21 protein-coding genes are annotated in these 21,846 nt (G+C 53.2%); 7 read left to right on the top strand and 14 right to left on the bottom strand.

Features of this window, described 5'->3' with window-relative positions:
* Position 1: 1 nt before the first annotated feature.
* From KP806_RS13135 to KP806_RS13110, 6 genes are all read right to left on the bottom strand, one after another.
* On the bottom strand, positions 2–838 hold the full coding sequence (locus KP806_RS13135; protein WP_224724144.1) for a carbohydrate ABC transporter permease: 837 nt from the start codon (positions 836–838) through the stop codon (positions 2–4).
* Between the two features lie 12 nt (positions 839–850).
* Positions 851–1,744, bottom strand: coding sequence for a carbohydrate ABC transporter permease (locus tag KP806_RS13130; protein ID WP_224724143.1), 894 nt, complete (start codon positions 1,742–1,744; stop codon positions 851–853).
* A gap of 95 nt (positions 1,745–1,839) precedes the next feature.
* A complete protein-coding gene (locus KP806_RS13125) occupies positions 1,840–3,204 on the bottom strand; it encodes an ABC transporter substrate-binding protein (protein ID WP_224724142.1) in 1,365 nt (454 codons plus the stop codon).
* Between the two features lie 98 nt (positions 3,205–3,302).
* Entirely contained in the window at positions 3,303–4,373 is a 1,071-nt protein-coding gene (locus tag KP806_RS13120; protein ID WP_224724141.1) for a GntR family transcriptional regulator, read from the bottom strand.
* Positions 4,374–4,537: 164 nt separating this feature from the next.
* A complete protein-coding gene (locus KP806_RS13115; RefSeq protein WP_224724140.1) occupies positions 4,538–5,605 on the bottom strand; it encodes a GntR family transcriptional regulator in 1,068 nt (355 codons plus the stop codon).
* A gap of 95 nt (positions 5,606–5,700) precedes the next feature.
* The gene (locus KP806_RS13110; protein ID WP_224724139.1) at positions 5,701–5,991 is read right to left on the bottom strand and encodes an RNA polymerase alpha subunit C-terminal domain-containing protein; all 291 of its coding nucleotides are present in this window, start codon (positions 5,989–5,991) and stop codon (positions 5,701–5,703) included.
* A gap of 167 nt (positions 5,992–6,158) precedes the next feature.
* On the opposite strand from KP806_RS13110, the gene KP806_RS13105 reads away from it, so the two are divergent.
* The 6 genes from KP806_RS13105 to KP806_RS13080 all read left to right on the top strand — a co-directional run bounded on the left by KP806_RS13105 (position 6,159) and on the right by KP806_RS13080 (position 12,765).
* Entirely contained in the window at positions 6,159–7,055 is an 897-nt protein-coding gene (locus KP806_RS13105; protein WP_224724138.1) for an SDR family oxidoreductase, read from the top strand.
* A 19-nt stretch (positions 7,056–7,074) separates the two neighbouring features.
* Positions 7,075–8,514 (top strand): GMC oxidoreductase, encoded by a 1,440-nt coding sequence (locus tag KP806_RS13100; protein WP_224724296.1) that lies wholly within the window; start codon positions 7,075–7,077, stop codon positions 8,512–8,514.
* 79 nt (positions 8,515–8,593) lie between these two features.
* Positions 8,594–10,153, top strand: coding sequence for a spore germination protein (locus KP806_RS13095; protein WP_224724137.1), 1,560 nt, complete (start codon positions 8,594–8,596; stop codon positions 10,151–10,153).
* A gap of 30 nt (positions 10,154–10,183) precedes the next feature.
* Positions 10,184–11,359: a Ger(x)C family spore germination protein gene (locus tag KP806_RS13090; RefSeq protein ID WP_224724136.1), complete on the top strand. Its 1,176-nt coding sequence runs from the start codon at positions 10,184–10,186 to the stop codon at positions 11,357–11,359.
* 4 nt (positions 11,360–11,363) lie between these two features.
* Entirely contained in the window at positions 11,364–11,606 is a 243-nt protein-coding gene (locus KP806_RS13085; protein WP_224724135.1) for a hypothetical protein, read from the top strand.
* 34 nt (positions 11,607–11,640) lie between these two features.
* On the top strand, positions 11,641–12,765 hold the full coding sequence (locus KP806_RS13080; protein ID WP_224724134.1) for a GerAB/ArcD/ProY family transporter: 1,125 nt from the start codon (positions 11,641–11,643) through the stop codon (positions 12,763–12,765).
* A gap of 16 nt (positions 12,766–12,781) precedes the next feature.
* On the opposite strand, the gene KP806_RS13075 is transcribed toward KP806_RS13080, so the two are convergent.
* Together KP806_RS13075 and KP806_RS13070 are read right to left on the bottom strand one after the other, a co-directional pair.
* Positions 12,782–12,991, bottom strand: coding sequence for a hypothetical protein (locus KP806_RS13075; protein ID WP_224724133.1), 210 nt, complete (start codon positions 12,989–12,991; stop codon positions 12,782–12,784).
* A gap of 111 nt (positions 12,992–13,102) precedes the next feature.
* Positions 13,103–13,249, bottom strand: coding sequence for a hypothetical protein (locus KP806_RS13070; RefSeq protein WP_263575693.1), 147 nt, complete (start codon positions 13,247–13,249; stop codon positions 13,103–13,105).
* Here KP806_RS13070 and KP806_RS13065 point away from each other — a divergent pair.
* Positions 13,241–13,621 carry a LysR substrate-binding domain-containing protein gene (locus KP806_RS13065; RefSeq protein WP_224724132.1) on the top strand — a complete coding sequence of 127 codons (381 nt, stop codon included), beginning with the start codon at positions 13,241–13,243 and terminating at the stop codon, positions 13,619–13,621. The genes KP806_RS13070 and KP806_RS13065 overlap by 9 nt on opposite strands.
* Here KP806_RS13065 and KP806_RS13060 read toward each other — a convergent pair.
* The 6 genes from KP806_RS13060 to KP806_RS13040 form a co-directional block, all read right to left on the bottom strand.
* Entirely contained in the window at positions 13,616–15,109 is a 1,494-nt protein-coding gene (locus KP806_RS13060) for a GMC oxidoreductase (RefSeq protein ID WP_224724294.1), read from the bottom strand. The genes KP806_RS13065 and KP806_RS13060 overlap by 6 nt on opposite strands.
* A 108-nt stretch (positions 15,110–15,217) precedes the next feature.
* Entirely contained in the window at positions 15,218–15,667 is a 450-nt protein-coding gene (locus tag KP806_RS27995) for a CBO0543 family protein (protein WP_397376397.1), read from the bottom strand.
* Between the two features lie 471 nt (positions 15,668–16,138).
* Positions 16,139–18,223 (bottom strand): alpha-glucuronidase family glycosyl hydrolase, encoded by a 2,085-nt coding sequence (locus KP806_RS13055; protein ID WP_224724131.1) that lies wholly within the window; start codon positions 18,221–18,223, stop codon positions 16,139–16,141.
* Positions 18,224–18,315: 92 nt separating this feature from the next.
* Complete coding sequence (locus KP806_RS13050) at positions 18,316–19,848, bottom strand: extracellular solute-binding protein (RefSeq protein WP_224724130.1); 1,533 nt, start codon at positions 19,846–19,848, stop codon at positions 18,316–18,318.
* Positions 19,849–19,915: 67 nt separating this feature from the next.
* Positions 19,916–20,773 (bottom strand): carbohydrate ABC transporter permease, encoded by an 858-nt coding sequence (locus tag KP806_RS13045; RefSeq protein WP_224724129.1) that lies wholly within the window; start codon positions 20,771–20,773, stop codon positions 19,916–19,918.
* Between the two features lie 15 nt (positions 20,774–20,788).
* Entirely contained in the window at positions 20,789–21,751 is a 963-nt protein-coding gene (locus tag KP806_RS13040) for an ABC transporter permease (protein ID WP_397376393.1), read from the bottom strand.
* Positions 21,752–21,846: the final 95 nt, after the last annotated feature.

The following is a 21,846-nucleotide window of genomic DNA, read 5'->3' as shown; positions in this document are numbered from 1 at the left end:
GTTACCCTTTGATCCCGCTGATCGCCAGCGACTCGATGAAATATCGCTGGCAGAAGAAAAAGACCAGAATAACCGGTATCATGGCGATGACGGCGGCGGCCATGATCATCGGGTAATCGGACTGTCCGATATAGAGCGCCTGCATGGACGCGATCAATACCTGGATCGTTTGTTTCTCGGGCGTATGCAAATAAATAAGCGGCCCGAGGAAATCGTTCCAGATGCCCATGAACCCAAGCGCCGCTTGTGCCGCAAGCGCCGGCTTCAAAACAGGAAGGCAGATCGACCAGAAAATGCGCGGGAAGCTCGCTCCGTCGATCTTCGCCGCTTCGATTAAGTCGTTCGGCAGCGCACCGGACAAATATTGGCGAAGGAAAAAAACAACGACGATGTTACCGAACAGTCCCGGCACGATGAGCGGAAGCAGCGTATCGACCCAGTTCAGCCAGGAAAAGCCGATGTATTGCGGAATCATGACGACCGAATACGGTATCATCATCGTGCCGAGCAGTCCCATGAACAAGACGCTTTTCAAAGGGAACTCGAACTTGCTGAAAGCGTATGACGACATGGCGCTGACAAACAAGCCGATCGTCAGCACCGTGACGACAATGATAAAGCTGTTGGCGAAGCCGTTCAGAAGCGGCGATTGCTCCCAGACATCTGTGTAGTTGCGGAACGTCGACGGCTCAGGGATCCATTTCGGCGGAATTTCGAATACATTTCGTTTGTCCTTCAGCGAGGTGGACAAAGTCCACAGGAACGGCGCGATCATGAACAAAGTGCCGGCGAGCAGGAGAAGGAACGACCAGACATCCGCTATTTTTTTATGCTTCACAACTATCCCTCCTTAATCCTGATAAACCCATCTGCCCGACAACTTGAATTGAATGAGCGTAACGATAAAGATAAGAATGCCCAGCAGCCACGCGGCCGCACTGGCGTAGCCCATATTGAAGTATTCAAAGGCATGCTGGAAAATATAATAAACGATCGTTCCTCCGCTGTATTCGGGACCGCCGTCCACCGCCAATACGTAAATTTGGCTGAACGACTGGAACGCCCCGATGACTCCCATAACGAGTACGAAGAAATGAATTGGCGTCAGCAGCGGAACGGTAATTTTCGTAAATTTGTGCCATGCTCCCGCTCCGTCGATCTCGGCTGCTTCATAATAGGAGGAAGCAATGGACTGCAGTCCGGCCAAATACAGCACCATGTTGCCCCCGATACCGCCCCATAATCCGATCAGAATTAGCGAAGGCTTGACCCAATCGGGGTCTCCGAGCCAATTCGGCCCTTTCATGCCGAACCATTCCCATAGAAAATTGTTCAGCAGTCCGTAATCCTGGTTCAAAATCCACTGCCAGAGCAGAGATACCGCGATAATAGGCGAAATAACGGGCAAATAATAAATCGTACGCATAACGGAGATGCCCTTCAGCTTCCGGTTCATCAGAATAGCAAGCAGCAGAGACAGCAGCATTCCGATTGGGATGCCTATCATGAGATAAACGGTGTTGAAAAGCGATTTGTACAGCTTCTCGTCCTTCAGAAGCTCCGCATAATTGTCGAAGCCGGCACCAGACGGGGCTGAGAGCATATCCCAATTTTGAAAGCTGATATAAATGGAGAAAATCATCGGTGCGAGACCGAACAGCAAAAATCCGATCACCGGCGGCGCCACGAACAGGTATAGCCAGGCCAGCTCTCTTCTGCGATATCCGGAAAAGTTCGTTTTCATATCCGTTCCACCTTCATATAGGATGGCCGCGTATAAGGGGCTTAAGGAGAAGGGGATGGCAGCCCGCTTCGGTCTGCCGCTCCCGCTCCGCGTTCCTACTTATTGTTCTTGTCGTACAGCTCTTGCATCTGCGGCTTGATCTGAGCCGTCCACTCCTTCGCCGTCAGATCGCCGTTCCATACCTTGCTTGCGTTCTGCCAGAACACGTCGATCCACTGCGTGTCCTTGGAGCCGTAAGGGATGTCCGGACGGCCGTAGTCTTGGATGATGTCCAGGAACACTTGGCGATTCTCCGGCGATTTGTCCATATCCATAAATTCGCCGTTCGCCAGGTCGATCAGGTTCGGCACCGCCTGACCGAGCTGAAAGTTCTCGCGCTGGCCGCTCTCGTCGAGCGACAGGTATGCCGCCAGGTCGAACGCTTCCTGCGGATGCTTCGATTTGGCCGATACCCCGAATCCAATGGAGCCGAGCCAAGTCGCCGTCTTGCCCGTGTTCGGACTCGCCGGCCACGCGCCGATATCCCAGCCGAACGGCAGCTCCCAGAAGCCCGGCTGATCCCACGGCCCCATTGCGAACATCGCGAGCTGGCCGTTAATGAAGCGCGTATACGCGTTCATCGCCTGCTCGGCTTCCTGGTTCGGGCTGACGCCATGTTTCAGGTTCAGGTCCGCGACAAACTGCATCGCCTCATAAAATTCCGGCTTGTCGACCAGCACCTCACCCGTCTCATAGTTAATGAACTCGCCGCCGTTGCCCCATACCGCGGACTCCAGGCTGTAGGCGCCGACGCCGTATTGCTCCGGCTTGCCGTCGCCGTTCTCGTCGACCGTCAGCTTCTTCGCAGCTTCCAGCATGTCGTTCCACGTCCATTCGCCGGCCTTGGCCGAAGGAACAGGAATGCCCGCCTTTTCGAACAAGTCTTTGTTATACACGAACGCCCACGGCCCTACGTCCTTCGGTAAGCCGTACAGGTCGCCTTTTCCAATCATGCTGCCGTCGTAGCGGTACCGGTCCATTGCCTGCGTCCATACGTTATCCGGGTTGAACAGGTCCGTCTGCTCCAGATAGGATTGAAGGTTGAGCAGCGTGCCCGTTTCCGCAAACCGGTAAAACTCAGCGCTGCCGACGTAGAATACGTCCGGTGCTTTACCCGAGGCGATCAGCGTTTTCATTTTTTGCGCATATTCTCCCGGCGGTACGGAGGTGTACTTCACGGTCACGTTCGGATTTTTTTCTTCGAAGGAAGCGATTAATTTTTCGAAAATGGCTTTTTCGTTCGGATTGCCATGGCCCATAAATTCAATCGTGACATTTTCCTTTTTGCCGCCATCCACCGCGCTGCCCGATTGATCGGCGCCCGTATCGCTGCCGGCATCCGCCCCGCCGCCGCTGCATGCGGATAGTACCAGCATTGCAGCGACGATCAGCATACTTGACCATTTTAATTTTCGTTTCACGCAAATCCCCTCTTTTTCTGAAAGATTTTTGTAAGCGCTTTACAACATCATAATAACGTATAATGTTATACTTTTATATACTAAATATAATATAAAATTTAAGCTTGCTTCACCAACGTAACCGGCACAATCATTCGCTGCGTTTCATAATGTCCTTCGATTTGCTCCATGAGCAGCTCGACCGTCTGCCGGCACATCTCGTCCTCGTTCTGACGAATATAGGATACGCGCGGAAGATCCGGCGGATCGAACGTAATCAGCTCCAGCTGCTCCGGCACCCGCCTGCCGAGCCTCGACGCGACCCTGTAAGCGGTTTGGCACAGCTCCGTATTAACGGTTATCGCAGCGGTAACCTGAGGGAATTCCCGCAGGAAGCGTTCGATCGCATCCTCCGCTTTGCCGGAGACGATCCCGTCGAGCGGTAGCAGGCACCACAGGTTTTTGTCGATGGATCTTTTCCGTTCCAGATACGCCAGCTCGAAGCCTTGCGCCCGCTCGTCCGTAACCGAGTTCGTAATTTCAGGCGAAATAAACGCGATGTGTTCGTGATTCTTATCCATCAGATACGCAACCGCTTCCTTTGTGCCGTTTACGTTATCCGAGCTGACGCTGTACGTCTTGATTTCCTTCAGGAACCGGTCAATCAGCACGAACGGATACCGGTCGAGCGACAGCCTCAGGATGGAGTCGTTGTAGGTCTCGTTCTCCACAGGGAAAATGATCAAGCCGTCAACTCCCTGCTTCAGAAATGAAGCGATGACGCCTGCCTCTTCTTCCTGCGACTCCCGGGTAATCCGCAGCATGAGCTCGAAACCAGCCTCGGACACGTATTTTTCCAGGCAGTCCAGAAACCGCTGGTCCACCTTCGTCTTCATCGTCGGCAGCACAAGCCCGATCCGCCCGCTGCGTCCCGGCGCCTCCCCGAGCTTGTCATAGGAGGGGGATTGTCCGGGCCTGCCCGCGACGAACGTACCCTTACCTTGAATCCGGACGAGCATCCCCTCCTCCATCAAACCGATCAGCGCGTTTTTGCTCGTAATCTGGCTCACCCTGTATTTCTCCGAAAGCTCCTTCTCGGAAGGCACCCGGTCACCCTCCCTTAGCTTGCCGTGAGCGATCAATCGCTTAATATCCTGTTGGATTTGCTTATAAAGAGGAAGCGTTTTCAATAACATCATCACCTTCATATAAAAATAATATATATTATATATTATTATAATATTTAATCTAAGTTGTAAATGGAAAATTGATCGAAACCTGCGCAGATAAAAACGGCGACAATCCTTCCATCCAGGATTGTCGCCGTTTCCGTCACTTAAATGCCGTCATTGTCTTAAGGCCGAATCACTTGCACCGGCACGATTTCCCGTCTCGGCTCGAAACGGCCGCTTAGCTGCTCTGACAGCAGCCCTACGGTCAACCGGCCGATCTCATCGACCTGCTGGCTGATATACGTTAACCCCTCCAGACCCGAATCATCGAAGGTAACGAGCTCCGGCATCGTCTCCCGCGCTGACTGCCCCCTCATCTCGCGCAGCGCTTCATACGCGTAGCGGGCGATTTCCGCATTGACTGCGAATATTGCTGTAACATCCCGGTGCTCGCGCAGAAAGCTTAAGATGTATTCCGGTACCATCCCGGCAACGATGCTGGGCAGAGGAAGCAAGCACCACAGCGTCTTGTCGATCGGCAGCCCACGCTCGATAAAGGCAGCCTCATACCCCCGAGCACGGTCATCGGTAGCGGTATTCGTAATTTCCGGTGACAAATAAGCAATTTTCCGGTGCCCGCGCGCAAGCAGGTCTTCGACTGCTTCCTTGACTCCGCCCATATTGTCGGAGCTGACGCTGTACGTCTTAATCTCCTTTAAGAAACGGTCAACAAGGACAAGCGGAATACGGTCAAGCGACAGCCGCAGTATCGTTTCATTGTAGCTGTTCTGCTCGACAGGGAAGACGATGAAGCCATCGACACCGCGGTTGCGGAACCGCTCGATCGCCCGGGCTTCTTCATCCGGGTTCTCACGCGTAATCCGGATAAGCAGCTCATAGCCCGCAGAGGCGCAATGCTTCTCAAGGCTGTCCAGCAGCTGCTGATCGATCCGCGTCTTCATCGACGGAATGACGAGCGCTATCGTTGCTGCACCGTGTTCCGCTAAAGCCTTCAATTCGCTCGCCGGCCTGTCCCCGAATGCGCGCACGAATGTCCCTTTCCCGCGGTAGCGGACGAGCAGTCCCTCATCCACCAGGCCTTTAATGGCGTTTTTGGACGTGATCTGGCTCACGCCGTATTGCTCGGCCAGTTCCTTCTCCGAGGGAACCAAGTCGCCTACGTCAAGCTCGCCTGATTGAATTCGACGAATCAAGTCGTTCTGTATTTTCTGATACAATGGTTCCGACATGCTTGCCCTCGTTTCTTCCTTTAATCCCAAAATCGTTATAGTAAGTATACATGATTTAGTACAATACCGCGACGTACCGCATTAAGCTCCAATGTTCAGCCTTTAAAAGATAACCCCTGCTCCTGCAGTGCGCCCCGCAGCTTCGGCAAAGAAGCCGGTCCCATTCCGTGAAATTTCATAATTTCTTTTTCACTAAATTGGGAGAGCTGCTGCAAGGACGTAATTCCGTTATGCTCCAATGCCCGTCTTGCCGGAGCCGAGAGCAGCGAAAGAAAACCGCTGTCCGGTTTGCTGTCCTGCTCGCAGGCCGGGCAGGTCGGACAATCGCTGCTTTTGTAATAGGGATGACCTTTGCTGCACGTTCTTAAAGTTTTTTGGGAAGTCACCGTTCTATCCCCTCCGCTTAAAATGACAAAAGTTCGCGCCTCTCCTATCTATTCGCCTTCCGCCGCGCATAATCCCGCTTTACGATTTGCTTGGCAGCCGATTCACCCGCGATTCCATCTGGGCATATGCTGAGGTAAATAACGAAGAGGAATCGAGGACATGCGCTATGAATGTTATCCCTAACGTTTACGGTTATAAAACCGAATGCGAAAACGTTCCGATTAATTATTTGCCGCAGTGCCAGCCTCAGCAGCCCGGATTTGAATACATCATGAAGCAGAGACCGGTATCGGAGGCTCCAGGCTACGGCGTTACAAGAAAGCTGGCCGATAAGGTGGCGGTCATTACAGGCGGAGACAGCGGGATCGGCAGGGCCGTCGCCTATGCGTTCGCCAAAGAAGGCGCCGACATCGCCATCATTTATTATAACGAACATGTCGACGCGGCGGAGTCGAAGGCGCGCGTTGAGCAGCTTGGTCGTCGCTGCCTGCTGATTGCCGGCAATATCGGAGACGAAGCGTTCTGCCGTCATGCGGCGGAGCAGACGGTACGCGTTTTTGGACGGATCGATATTCTGGTGAACAATGCGGCGGTCCAGTTTTTTCAGAAGAGAATCGAGGACATCAGCAGCGAGCAGCTGGAGATTACGTTCCGGATCAATGTGTTTGGCATGTTCTATTTGACCAAAGCCGCTCTTCCTCATATGAGGCCCGGAAGCACGATCATTAATACATCCTCCGCCACGGCTAGAACAGGCTATGAGGAGCTGATCGATTACTCCGCTACGAAAGGCGCGATCAATACCTTCACCCGGTCGCTTGCAACGTCGCTCATAAGCCGCGGCATCCGCGTAAACGCCGTTTCTCCCGGCACAACGTGGACTCCTCTTGTATCCTCGTCATTCCCTCCGGAAGCATACGCATCGGTCGGCTATTCAAACCCGATCAAGCGAAACGCCCAGCCGGTCGAACTTGCCGGCGCATACGTTTATTTGGCATCGAACGATTCTTCGTTCGTCGTCGGGGAAAATATCAACGTCAACGGCGGGGAGATTTACGTATAAGGATGTGATGATGTTGGCTATGAGCAGGGGAAACGAAGTTGGCATTTCGGAGCCAAACTGGCTGCCGACAACGCCGCTGGAGGAGATGAGCAAGACCCGGTACGATGTGCTGATCGTCGGTACGGGCGCCGGCGGAGGCGCCGTATTGTGGAGATTGTGCGAGCATTGGAAAAACGCGGGCAAAAAGATCGGAGTTATCGAAGCCGGCGATCTTATCCTCCCCACAAACATCCGCAACGTGGAGACGATGAACTCGCAGCGCGTCAATGAATTATCCTATGGTAAAAGAGGGCTGGTCATCGAGGTGCCCGGCACGAACTTCCGCGAGATTATTGCAGTCGGCGGCCGGACGCTGGCCTGGAACGCATACTCGCCGCGCATGCATATCGAGCCGAACGAATGGCCCTTCCCGCTTCATGAGATGGAACAATATTACCGTATAGCCGAACAAGCGATGGGAGTTTCCGTAAGCTATATGGCCGGGTCGCCGATTCAGCAGTTGTTCCTGAACCGCTTGTGGAATTCAGGCTTTAGCCGCGCGCAGAACATGCCGATGGCAGCCGACCTGGAGCCGACGAAATACGGAGAGCTCCATTCGAACGTCTATTTCAGCTCGGTCAAATTTCTGGCCCGGGCCTTGTTCGCAAGAGCTTTCGATTTGGCTGTGCTGTCGCGAGCCGTAGGCATCATTGCGAACAACGGAAAAGTCGAAGGCATCGAAGCGATGACGATCGACCGGAAATCGTATACGGTAAAGGCCGATAACGTCGTCTTGTGCACCAGCTCTGTCGAGACTCCCCGCCTGCTGCTCCATTCCGGCATTCCGGGCCCGGCGATCGGCCATTACTTAACCAAGCATACCGTAGTCTGGTCACCGTTCAAGCTGAACCGGGAGCAATACCCTTATGTAACCGGAACGGCCGGCATTCTGCTGCCCGAGCAAGAAGGCTTCCCTCTGCAAATTCAAGTCGATGGGCCTTCGAGAGCGGTATATTACCATAACAAATTCATCCCTTTCGAGAGCGAGGAGCAAGTGAACGTAGCGGGGATCGGCATCGTGCAGCCGAGGTTTGAAAACTATGTCTCGCTTAATCCGCTCAAACAGGACCGGTACGGGGTTCCGGAAGTACGAATTCAAATGACATACAGTCCATATGATTACGCAGTCACGGCGCTAGCCGAACAGCTCATCGGGCGCGTCGTATCGGCGCTTGGACTTGAGACGACGGCGGCTTTCAACCGCGATGCCCCTTTGCAGGGCGATCATGAATCCGGTACATGCCGGATGGGCGTCGACCCTGTTACGACCGCAACGAACCGTTTCGGGCAAATTCACGGCATCGGCGGACTGTTTGTCGCAGACAACAGCGTCATTCCTATGCTTAAAGCCGCGAACCCTACCTTGACCACGGTCGCGCTTGCCCTGCGTACTGCCGATTATATAGCTCTGACGACCTGACAATGTGTGCCTGCCATGAATAGTTTTACCGGGTATTGGCATAATACTTCCTAGGATTCCCACAGGAAAGGACACAGCTATGGCGACTAACGACAGGGCCGGAGGGAATAGTCAGGCCGGCAATACTCCTGTAAGCGATAAGCCGGAGACGGGCGGTACCCAGCAACCGATTTCAAAAAGCTTGTCCGATACCCGGCAGGAATTGGAGAAGCTTTTATCGCATTGTCACGACATCGTTATACAGCCTTCCCGATATGGAGCCGATTTTCAGTATGAAGTGCTTTCGGTTCATTGCGGCACGCTTGTCGAAGAGAAGGAGGTACTTTTCTTAAAATCCGCTTTGCTGGATCTTGCCTGCCAGGAAGCGGCCGCCTTCCACTCGATCGTACGGGAAAACGTCATCCGTTTTTTTGAAAACCGCGGCGTAACCTCGAGCCGGGTTATGGTCGTGGAAGGACTGCAAAATGCCATACAGCATATAGTGTCCGGGCATGTGGCGATCTTCTTCGACGGATGGAACAAAGCGCTCAGCTTCAATGCCTATTCCGTTGAAACGAGATCGGTCAGCGAACCGATCACGGAGCCTGTTGTGCGGGGGCCCCATGACAGCACCACCGAGGATTTAACGAAAAACATCGGTTTGCTGCGGTCTCGATTGAGAAATCATCTTTTTAAAATCGAGATGTTCAATGCGGGCGGAGAATGCCGGACAACCTCCGCATTCGGTTATTTGGAAGGCGCCGTTAATCCGGAAACGCTGGAAGAGTTCAAAAAAAGACTGGCCGCAGCAAAAGACGTCGAAATACTGGATACCTCCTTTATTGAGGAGTTGATTGAGGACAGCACGTATTCCCCATTCCCGCAATACCGGTATACGGAGCGGCCGGACACGGCGATAGCCGCCGTATTGGACGGCAAAATTATCGTACTCACCTCAGGCTCGCCGTCCATCATGATCTGTCCCGGTCTATTTGCCGAATTTTTCGCAACAAGCGAGGATTATTATTATCGGACCGTTGAAGCTACCCTGCTTCGGCAGCTCCGGGTGTTTGCCTTTTTTATGGCGCTGACTCTTCCGAGTATTTATATAGCAATCAGCACCTTTCATTCGGAGCTGATTCCTACCGTACTGTTGATGGCGGTTCTTGAAACCCGCGAGGGCATCCCGTTTCCCGCTCTCGTGGAAGCGATGTTAATGGAGTTTTTCTTCGAGCTTCTGCGCGAAGCCGGCATACGGCTCCCCCGCCCTGTTGGAACGGCCGTAAGCATCGTTGGCGCACTCGTCATCGGACAAGCCGCCATTCAAGCCAAAATCGCTTCGCCAATCATGATTATTATCGTAGCCTTGACGGGCATCGCTTCCTTCTCCATCCCGCAGTATTCGATCGGGGTAGCGCTGAGGGTGCTTCGTTTTCCGTTAATGTTCCTGTCCGGGACACTCGGAGGCTTCGGATTAATGATGGGGCTGTTGTTTATCCACCTGCACTTGACGGCTCTCAGGTCGCTCGGTCAGCCGTATTTGGCCCCGTTCGCTCCGTTTCGCATTCGCGAGCTGCGAGATATACTGATACGCGCTCCATTAAAAAATCTGCTCCGGTCGCCGCGAAATCGGCACATGCACAGGAGCCGGAAATCGTAACGATTTGAGCCCGAAAGGGAGAATCAGAAAATGAGAACGATCAAATCGATGACCATCATGCTCCTCTTTCTGGTTCTCTTGACCGGATGCTGGGATAAGGGCGAGCTGGTCGAATTCGCCTTTGTCCAGGCCGTCGCAATCGACAAAACGGAAAACGGGAAATTGAAATTGACGACGCTGTTCTTTAAACCGACAGGGGGGGACAACAGCGGCTCTAATGAGGTAAAGCTTGGCAGCTCCAGATCTTTTATGATTCAGGCCGAAGCCTATACGATTTTCGAGGCGATCCGGGACCTTACGATCCATTTTGGACGCAAAGCCAAATGGGACCATATGCGGGTCATTCTCATTAATGAAAAAGTGATCAGGCAGCAGGATATCGGAGATATATTGGATTTCTTCGCCAGGGATCACGAGCCTAGGGGAACGATTCTAGTCATGGCTACAAAGGGAGAAGCCGCCAAGTATTTAAAATTAAAACCGGTAATCGAATCTACGCTCGGGGAGCAGCTGCGTACTATGGAAATTGCGACGACCCGATATTCGGCAAAGTCCGTCCAGACGAATCTTCTGGACCTGACCATTCAGCTGAACAGCGAGGTCGGAGTCGCCCTGCTGCCCTACATTCATTTTTACAAAGCCGATTCCAAAGAGCTTTCGGCATCGGGCATTGCCATTTTAAAAAAAGGAAAGCAGATCAGCACCTTATCTCCGACCAAAATGCAGCGATTGCTGATGCTGACCAATCAGTACAAGGAAGGCAATATTGAATTTCCTTGCGGCAGCGAAGGAAAAGCAAATGTCAAAGAGTCCCTCGAAGTCGTATCGGCAAAAACAAAGGTTGTGCCTGTTATTCAGGGTGATTCGCTGACCGTCAGGCTTAACACGAGTATCGTAGGAGCGATTAGCGAGATGCGGTGTTCTTCCGTCGTGAAGCGGGAGGAAGAGGCCGCGTTCAGAAAAAGAATTCAGGAGACGGTCGAGAAAGAGTTCAGAGATTTGATAACCGAGCTGCAAGCCAAACGGCTGGATGCGATCGGCCTCGGCAACAAAATTTTCGCCAAGCATCCGGCACTGTGGAAAAGCTGGAAAAAAAACTGGGACGAGCGCTTCGCCCTTGCGCATTTCGAGAGCCACGTTGAAATCCGTGTGCTTCATACCGGATTAAACATTGGCAAACCGTACTCCAAGTATAAGGAGAAGTAAACGAATGCTGATCCGATTTGCCATTATGATCCTTGCCTGCGCAGCCGTTCTAGCCTTCGATGCCCCCCATTATAAAATGAGCAACAAACGCGGACATGTGGTATATGGGATCATCATGGCAGTTGCCGTCTACCTGGGGCTTGATTACGCGGTAGGCAAGGATTGGCCGGATCTTCACGATTTGGTCGATTTTGTTTTTTCGGCGCCGACCAAAATGATCGTGACCTATTTCGAGTCAAAATCCTGAACTACTTTAGCTGCCGAGACAGGGGGATTATTCCATGAAAGTAAAAGAAACGGTCAGCCCTTTGCAAATGTCCACACTGTTCTTTATCTTCATGACGGGATCGGCCATCATCAACATTCCCGGCCCGCTCGTCGGTTTCGCAAAAAACGGAGCCTGGGTGTCCCTTCTTATATCGGGCGCTTTCGGCTTTCTGGTCCTGGCCTGCATTCTTTATTTGCACGATAAATTTCCCGGCTCTACGTATATCGATTATACCAAGAAGATGCTGGGGTCTTGGGTGACCGCGCTGCTGTCCGTCCCTTTTATCCTGTTCGTGTGCCACATGGCTTCCGGGATCGTACTTGATATGGGACTATTTCTGACGACGTCGATGATGAGAAAAACGCCTGTATTTGTATTTAACGCCTTCACCTTCACGCTTATTGCGTTTACAGTGCGGGCCGGCATTGAAGTCATGGTTCGCATGTTCACGAACCTTATCCTGATTATGCTGTTTTTTGTCTTTATCGTGCTGCTGCTTTCGATCCCCAATTATCATCCGGATTATATATTTCCGATCATGCCGGACGGCATCAAGCCGGTTATGCAAGGAGCTTACTTTTCGTTCGGGTTCCCCTATGCGGAAGCGTTCCTGTTCACCATGCTGCTGCCGTTCGTGAAAAAAAATCCGGACAAAAAAAACAACAGACTTAACGGATACATGTATCTGGCTCTGGTTCTCAACATCCTCATCCTGATTCTATCCGTCGTTTGCGTTATTTTTGTATCCGGGCCGATTGCCAGCGATATTAAATATTCTTTGTATATGGTGGCGCGCATGATTGATTTTCAGGACATCATCCAGCGGATCGAATCCGTCATCGGCATGACTTTAATTGCCGGCTCTTATATGAAAGCGACGATAGCGCTGTTTGTTCTGAATTTGGTTTTAACCCGTCTGTTCCGCCTGCAGGACGATCGGCTTCTCATTTTCCCGCTTGCGCTGATGTGCCTGTTCCTCTCGGTCGTTCTGTACGACAGCGAGGTCCAATGGTATGATATCGTGTCGAACACTTGGCCGTTATGGAACGGCATTGCCGGCATTCTCCCGCTCTTCCTGCTTACTCTGATCACAGCATTCAAAGGCGGCGGCAAAAAAACAGGAAGCGGCGGCCCGTAAAGGCCGCGCGGCTTCATTAATTGTACATTTGGGCTATCGTATCCAAATACTGCTCGATCGGCATGGAATTTCGCATGGCAAGCAGCCCGTTACCTTCCTGGCCGATGACCGTCCGGAATTGCCGGCTTTTACCCGTTGCCGCAGCTTCTACCGCATCGACGATGATCTGCGGATCGTCCAGCCTGCTGTTGTCCAAATTGGCCATCATCCCTTCAATCTTGTTCATCAGTTTATCGTAAGCCGTAATCTCCTCGTTTTTGTTCCAGACTACTGTCTTTGAAATTATTGCCTGACGAGCCGCCCTGCTCAATCAAACGCAGCTCGATGTTCAGCGGCTTTAATTCGTAATACAGCCCTCCGTCAGCCCTTCCAAAGCGAACTTGGACATATTATAAAGCGAGCCGAGCGGTACGGCGGTTGTTACGCCCATGTAGGAGCTGATGTTAATGAACATGCCGCCGCCGCTCTCCCTGAAGTGCGGCAAAAATTTCCGAATGACATTGATGGGTCCCCGAAACTGGCAAGCGAAAGCTATATCGGACTAAAAAATAGCTGCGGACTGAAAGCGACGCTCGAATCCTGTTTTGTCCGGTCGGGAACGGCGCTTACGCCATCGTATGAAGCGGAAGACCTTACGACCGTTGCGGGCTTCGTAGCGGCGGGCCTCGGCGTTTCCTTAATGCCGCGAACGGCCGGACTGGCGCTGGAGGGGCTTGTTTGGCTGCCCATCGAGGAGAAGGAATGGATCTGGGAGGTCGGGCTGCTATGGAGGAAGGACCAGTATGTATCGCCCGCTGTCGAAAGCTTTATTGCCTTTGCAAAGGGGGGAGTCCATGCGGCCCACACAGGCTCATGATCCTGCACCGCTGGCGCCCGCTATATAATCCGCAGTACGAATGGCTAAAGCTACGGTCGACAAAGTCGGGTTAACCGCCCCCATCGAAGGAAGGACGCTGTTATCGGCAATAAAAATGCCGGGAACGCCGTGAACCTGGCCGTTCGGATCCGTAACGGACGTATGAGGATCGGTGCCCATCCGGCAAGTGCTCGATTCATGATTGTCCGCCCCGGGCAGCAGCAGACATAGATCGGAGCCGTTCACGACACGCTCCAATTCGAGCCCGATTACCGAGGCGGCATTCCGGAGAGCGGCCGCCGACCTTTCAATGACATCCCAATCGGCCGGACTATAGCTGAACTGGACCTGAAGCTCAGGTATGCCATAAGGGTCACGCCTGACCGGATCGAGTAACACCCTGTTCTCGAATCGGGATTCCACTTTGCCGAGCGTGATGATCGAATTTCCCTTCCACTCATCCGTCCTCGGTTTTGACGCGAATTGATACGAATAATAAGGATAAGAGCCGAACATTTGCAGTTGGTAGGGCCGGTTCAACGTTTGCGGGATCAAAATATTAATCATTCCCAAAATGTCCGGAAACCCTTTGCTGCTTATCTCCCCAACGCCGTTAACGATGGAATGATTGGTCAGATAACGGCCGATCGCCCTTCCGGGAATATTGGAATAAAGTAAAATCCTGGGCGTTTCCAAGGCGCTCGCAGCCAGCACCACGGTTTTGGCGCGCAGGTCATAGGTTCTTCCCTCCGGAGTCAGCACCCGGATTCCGCGCGTCCGGTTTTGCTCCGTCAGGACTTGAACGGCTCTGGCATGCACGGCCAAATCATATGGATGAAGCAGCCTTGCCCGCGCTAAAAAAAGGATCGAGCTAAAAAAGACATTCGAATGAATTTCGCCATATTGTGTCGGCTGCAAGTCCGTACCTACCGGCTGATCGACGGCCTCCGGAAACCCGGCGGCGCGCAGACGGTCAAGCAGCAGCTGCGTAAACGTTGAGTACCTGGAGTAGAACGGGGTCACGTTCATGACACGCTCGGCAATGCTGTAGTAGCGATGCATTTCCGCAATCGGAATTGGCCATGCTTCCAGCTCAAAATCCGGAATGCGCGGGCAGACGGCTCCCCAGAACAACGTCCTGCCGCCAAGCCCGTAAACCAGGCGGGAGCCGGGAAATTGAGGGAGAGCCTGCCCCACTCGAATGCCTATTCGGGGATTGTTATAGAGGTTAATGGCGGAATCGCTTGTAGGCAGATTAAATGCGTTTGTGGGCAGCAGCGGCCCTCCGCGTTCAATGACTCCAATCCGTTTTCCCGAGTTTTTCCACTGCTCGCAAAGCCTCCAGAGGGCCGCGCCTCCTCCGGCGCCTGTCCCGACAACGAGGACGTCATATTCCTTCATCGCCATCTCGTCCAAAGAGACAAGAGGGATCCATTGATTCTGCTCGTAAGGCTGAGGAAGCGGACAGAACGGAAGATTCCGGTGCATGAATGGCAATGGCGATCGGCGCTCCTTCCCGCAAAAGCTTTGAACGGTATATTTTATTTGGCAGGTACGGGAAATAGAAGCTTTAGCGGAGAGTCCATGGCTGACGGACTAATCCAGATAGAAAATTTTCAGTAACAAAAATACGATAAAAGGAGATATTCCGATCGCCCATAACGGCCTCTTGTGATGCAAACGGAGCATGGGGAACATGACGCAATTAAATATAAGCGACAAGGTCCATGACCATCCATGATAATACGAAATATATCCGAAAAATTGACCTATCCACTCCAACGAGGAATAAATTCCAATCCATTTTATATAGTGAAGCCATTGTTTTTTTGGAGGGTCAGGGTAATTGGAAAGAAACAGCATAACCGTGCACGGGAAAACAATAAACGAGTACAGGGAATCTGTAATGTATTCATTAGGCCAGTTACGTTTATTTTCCCAAAGATGGTAAATGTTATGTGCGATATATTGGTAAAAGAGGTTGGACACAACCATAAAATAAATCGTAGGCAAAAACTCTTTCCAGCGCCTCCAATCCGCCCACAATAAGGCTGCCAATAATGCCCATATTGCAATTGCAATGTGCAACCGAAACCCCTCCTTTTCTTTAAAATCATGGAGTTTCCTTGGAGCAGCAGACGCGCTTTGTCATTCCATTTACTCCCAATACTTATACATTGTTCCACCGGAGAGCTTGTTTAAACTAGCTGGTGCTCGAAAGTTCCCTCTCCATATCGAAAAAAAACCGAACAAGCTGCGGCTGCAGCTGCTCGGTTTTTTAAAAATAGCCAGGATGCACTTTATGCAGCAGATTAGGAGCTGTAAGTCTCGGCATGCTGCTGTGCTGTATTTTGTGCATTAGAATCAGGCAGGATAGGCGAAAATAGGCCAATTTGTCCGGCTTTACGAGTCGTCAGCTGCAGAATGTACAGCTGGAGCGCCGTTCGGCGTCCCATGTCAGGTTTCAGCTGCAGAAAGTGCAGCGGACACTCAAGCGCGCCGATCAGCCTCACCCGTTCAGTAAATTTCGCGGCCGCGCTCGTCCGCGATGCCGGACTTGCGGAAGAAATAAGTGTTGATCTGGTCCCGCCATTCCTTCGCATGGTCCGCCTGATCCTGCAGTCGTGCCAGCACCTGACTGAAACGGTCCGTCTCGATCCGGCCCTCCAGCGCCGACCAGTCCGAGACGAACTGCTCCGCGCGCGCCGCGCCCTCGAAATGGGTATCGTAAATATGCTGGATCACCGTCTTGCCGGATTGCAGCTTGTGCGTATAAGGCACGTGGTGGAAGAACAGCAGCAGCTCGTCCGGGCATGTCTCAAGCGACTCGTACATACCGGCGTTCGGAGCCTGATACTGCGCCGTGTACCCGGTGCCGGATTGCACGGTTCTGTCCACGCCAATTCCCCGCAAATCCGCGAAATGATAGGTCCCCCATTTGGAGTACTCGTAGCCGTCCACGTTCGGACCGTAATGGTGGTTAGGGTTCACCATCCAGCCTACGCCGAGAGGGGCCGTATAGCTCTCGTACACCTCCCAGGAATCGAGCAGGATACGCGAAATCGCCGAGACGAGCTGCGGATCGCAGCCGAACGTCATGGACACCCACTCCTGTACGATTTGTTCGGAGGAGAGGCCGGGATTCCAGGTAAGACGCCCATACCCGTACAAATTCGCCTGCGCCAAAATATGGCCCGTCCAGTTCAGATCGTCTCCGATATTGGATACCGCCGCAATTCCGCCGAGCCGGCGTCCGAACAGCTTGCCGCTTGCGATTTCCGCAACCGTCGAGCCTTCCCCCCGCGCATAAGTGTCGAACTCCAGCACTTCCTTCCACTGGGGAACGAGGAAGCACACATGCTTCTGCTGGCCCGTATATTCCTGGGTAACCTGAAGCTCCAGCACCTGGTTCGTATTCGGAAGCGCGCCGAACAGCGGCGACACCGGCTCGCGCACCTGAAAATCCATCGGCCCGTTTTTGATTTGCAAAATCACGTTATCCCGGAACCTTCCGTCCAGCGGAGTAAAATGGTCGTAAGCCGCCCGCGCCCGGTCGGTCTTCCGGTCGCGCCAATCCTGGAGGCAGTCGTAGACGAAGCAGCGCCAGATGACGATGCCGCCGTACGGCTGCAGCGCATCCGCCAGCACATTGGCTCCGTCGGCGTGATCGCGGCCGTACGTGAACGGCCCCGGACGGAACTCCGAATCGGCCTTCACCAGAAAGCCGCCGAAGTCCGGAATATGGCGGTAAATCGCCTCTGCCTTCTCCTGCCACCACGCCTTCACTTCTTCGTCCAGAGGGTCCGCGGTCGCAAGTCCGCCGAGCTGGATCGGGCTGGCATAGTTGATGCTGAGATACGTCACGATCCCGAAGGCGCGGAACACGCCGGCGATTCTCGCCACATCAGGCAAATACTTCTCGCTGATAAGCATCGTTTCATAATGATGCACATTCACGTTGTTGATCGAAATGGCGTTGATGCCGACCGAAGCGAGAAGCCGTGCGTAATCCCGGACCCGGAAAGTATCCTTCACCATTTCATGATCCGCATAAAAAATCGATTTGCCTGCGTAACCGCGCTCGATGCTCCCGTCCATATTGTCCCACTGGTTCATCATCCGCAGGCCGTTTGCCGGCGCTTCGGCAATATCAAGCTCCTCCAAAGTCTCGCCGTTCTGCATAAGCCGGAGCAGATGGAAGGCGGCGTACAAAGCGCCCTTGTCCGATTCGCCCGCAACGACGATGCGGCGGCATCCTTCTGCAGCTACCGTACGGATGACATAACCGTCGGGCGCAGGCACTGCGGCCTTGCCTGACAAGGCTTGGTCGATTTCCGCGCTCTGGCCGCGAACGCCAAGCAGAATCGCTTGCGGCTGCGTCGCTTCGGACCGGCGAACCGGACGCCGGCCAAGCATGGAACGGAAGCCTTCCGTCAGCTCGGCTGCCGCCGCCTGCAGCACCTCCGTCAGCGGACCCGGAACGGCAAGCTCGCTTCCCCAGCTACGGTAAGCCTCCGCCAATTTCGTATCCGTAACCGGCGCATAGCGAAGCCAGCCGGCGTATGCACTCTCCTGTTGCCTATTCATAGATCGCTCCCCCATATCCGCTTATTTCTCCTAACCCGCCGACAAACAATAGTCCTGCCAATATGCCGGAGCATACCGGCAGGAGAACCGCGCCGTTATAGCTTCATTTATTGCTGAACGCTTGCCGCAGCGGCCGCATATTCTTCCGCCACCGTGTCGCCGCCCGCTTTTTTGAACTTCTCGATCTCCTTGTTCCAGCCTGCTTCATCGATTTTGCCCATGATGAATTTGACTTTGGCGTCGACCAGAATTTGCGTCAGCTCGGCGCCCTTTTGCGCCCAAGTGTCGGATAAGAGCACCATCGACGGATCCTTGACCGCAAACTGCTCGTTCGCTTTCTCGACCTCGATGACCTTCTCCGAAATCGGATCCAGATCGCCTTGCGTTTTAATAGCCGTAAGCGGAACCGTTACAAGCGGCTTATTGTACGGGAAGCTGACTTCGTTGTCGTAAGTCTCCTGGTTCAAACGTACGGCCTTGCCGTCCTTCAGTTCATAATGCTTGCCTTGAATGCCCCACTCGAGCAGATCGGCCATTTCCTTCTCTGCCAGCTTGTCGAAGAAGGAGAGCAATTGCTTCAGCTCCGCTTCCGTCTTCACGCTCGCTTTCGGGAACATCAGAATGCCGTTGGAGCCGCGGTCCGCTACGACACGTTTGCCGCCCGGACCTTCCAGGACGCTGACGAAGTCGAGCTTGGCATCCGGATTCACTTTCTGAACGCGGGATTGGAAAGCCAGCACATTGTTCGTCGTCGCGCTGATGACGCCCGCTTTGCCGTTCTCGAAATCGCCTTCGCTTTTCGCTTGGCTGACCGATGCGAAATCCTGATTCATCAGCCCTTCGTCATACAGCTTCTTCAGAAACTTGAGGCCTTCCAGATACTCCGGAGTCGCCTCCGCTTTCACGAACTTGCCGTCTACGCTGTTCCAGTTGTTCGGAGCGCCGTGAGCCAAACCGAAATCCGGGGCAAGCGTGTTATTGTTAATAATAGCCGTGAAGCCGACCGTGTCGTTTTTGCCGTTTTTATCCGGATCGTTCTCCGTGAACGCTTTCAGCATAGCGTACAGGTCGTCCAGCGTTTTCGGCTCCTTCAGACCCAGATTTTCCAGCCAGTCTGCACGGTAAGCGAACGTATAACGGGATACCGGACGGAAACGCGGGATGCCGTACAGCTTGCCGTCAATCGATACGTTGCCGTAGACGAGCTCGGGCATCGAAGACAAGTTTTTGTATTCCTTGATCAGCTCCGTAATATCCCAGAACGTGCCGCCCTGAGCTGCGCTGATCAAATAGGACTGGTTCGGCGCCCCGCAGCTTGCAATGACCTGCGGCATCTCGCCGGAGGCGATCATGACCGGAAGCTTCGTGCAAAAATCGCTGCTGGCAATATGCGTCAAATCGAGCTCCGTATTCGTATACTGCTCGATCGCTTTCTCGACCTCGTTGCCTTCCTGCGGAACTTCCTTGCCGTCAAAATTCAGAGTCATCTTGATGTGGAGCGGCTGATTGGATGCTTCTGAATTTTGAGCCGGCGCTTCGGCGCCCGGTTCCTCTTTCGAGCCGCAGCCCGCAAGCACGGAGCCGGCCAGCGTAAGACCAACGAGACCCAGACCGATTGTTTTGTACGTTTTTCTGTTCATGAATAACGTGCCTCCCCTTAATCTGATTTGTTTATATTAAAAGATCGCGCAACCGTACGGCGGCAGATTATCCTTTAACCGAGCCTAATAGAGCCCCTTTGGCAAAATGCTTTTGCAGGAACGGATAGACGATCATAATCGGCAGCGTGGATACGACGATGACCGCCATTTTCACCCCTTGCCCGTAGTAAGCGACGCTTTCGCCGGAATTGCCCGAGTCGCCGAGGCCTCCCGACGCCAGCAGGACAATTTGCCGCAAAATGACCTGCACCGGCCATTTTTCCGGACTGTTAATATACATGATTGCGTTAAAATACTGGTTCCATATTCCGACCGCGTAGAACAATCCGAATGCCGCAAGCGCCGGGAGCGACAGCGGGAGCACGATTCGCAGCAGCACCGTCAGCTCGTGAGCGCCGTCGATCTTGGCGGACTCGATCAGCTCGTGAGGCACGCTGGTAAAGAAGTCGCGCAGCACGATCAGATAGAAGGCGCTGACCAGGCCCGGAATCATGAGGGACCAGGTTGAATCGAGCATATGCAAATTTTTGACGACAAAATAAGAAGGGATCAAGCCGCCCTGGAACAGCATCGTGAACAATACCATCAGCATGATGCCGCTGCGGCCGGGCAGTACCTTGTAAGAGAGCGAGTATGCCATCAGCGCGGTCGTGAGCAGGCTGAGCGTTGTACCGATCAGCGTAATATAGACTGACACGCCGATGCTCTTGACAAAGGTGGCCGTCGAGAAAATGTACTTGTACGTGTCCAGCGTAAATTCGGTCGGCCATACGGTGCTTTGGGTGGAGAATGAAGTCAATACGACATAGACGAACGGCAGAAACATAGCCAGGCCGACCAGGCCCAGAAACAGATGGTTGACGGAATCGAACAGTCTGCTTAATTTCGTGGGATGCGTATGCACGTCAATCCCTCCTTTCTAGTAAATACCCTCTTCGCCGAACAGCTTCGCCAGCTTGTTGGCCAAGATGACCAGGATGAACCCGACGACGGACTTGAACAATCCGACGGCCGTACTGTAGCTGAATTGCCCTTGCTGCAGCCCGACGCGGTACACATAGGTGTCAAACACCTCTCCCACCTCGCGGTTGATCGCATTCAGCATCAAGAAGATTTGCTCGAAGCCGAGATCGAGAAAGCTGCCAAGCCGGAGGATGAACAGGATCACGATCACGCTGCGGATCGAAGGAAGCGTGACGTGCCACAGCTGCCGGATTCGGCTTGCTCCGTCCATGCGTGCCGCTTCGTAGAGCTGCGTATTCACGCCGGCAAGCGCAGCGAGGAAAATGATCGTTCCCCAGCCGGCATCCTTCCAGATCAGCTGCAAAATAATGAGCGGACGGAACCATTCGGTGCTCGTCAGAAATTCAACGGCCGCGCCTCCGGTCATGCCTTTGATCGCTTCATTGATCAGGCCGCCTTCCGTCGTAAGCAGCACGTAGGAAATGCCCGCGATGACGACCCAGGACAAGAAATGCGGCACGTAGACGAGCGTTTGAACGAACCGTTTGTACATTTCATTCCTGATTTCGTTTAGAAGAAGCGCCATAATGATCGTAATCGGAAAATAAATGACCGTGCTGTACAAGCCGAGCAGCATCGTGTTGCGGAACAGCTGCCAAAACTCCGGCATTCCGAAAAACCGCTCAAAATGCTTAAACCCGACCCACTCGCTTCCCATCAGTCCGAGATGGGGCTGATAATTTTTGAAGGCCATAATCAAGCCCCACAGCGGGACGTACCGGAATAAAATAAAGTAAAGCAGACCCGGCAGCATAAACGCATACAGCCAGCGGTACTTCCACAGCCCTCTGAACCGGCTGCCCCTGCTTGTCGCCGTTTTCACATTCGTCTTGGTCACGCTGACGTTCATCGTACTCATGCGGCACACTCCTTTCAAGCCTCTTCATGTATCCGTTTGCAATATTCTCTGAACTTTGTTTAACGGTTAAACTTAGTGGATGGAGGACTGCCCGG

Source organism: Paenibacillus vietnamensis, assembly GCF_020169515.1.
GTDB lineage: Bacteria > Bacillota > Bacilli > Paenibacillales > Paenibacillaceae > Pristimantibacillus > Pristimantibacillus vietnamensis.
The sequence above is the reverse complement of the archived record's forward strand: the minus strand, read 5'-3'. Positions and strand labels throughout refer to the sequence as shown.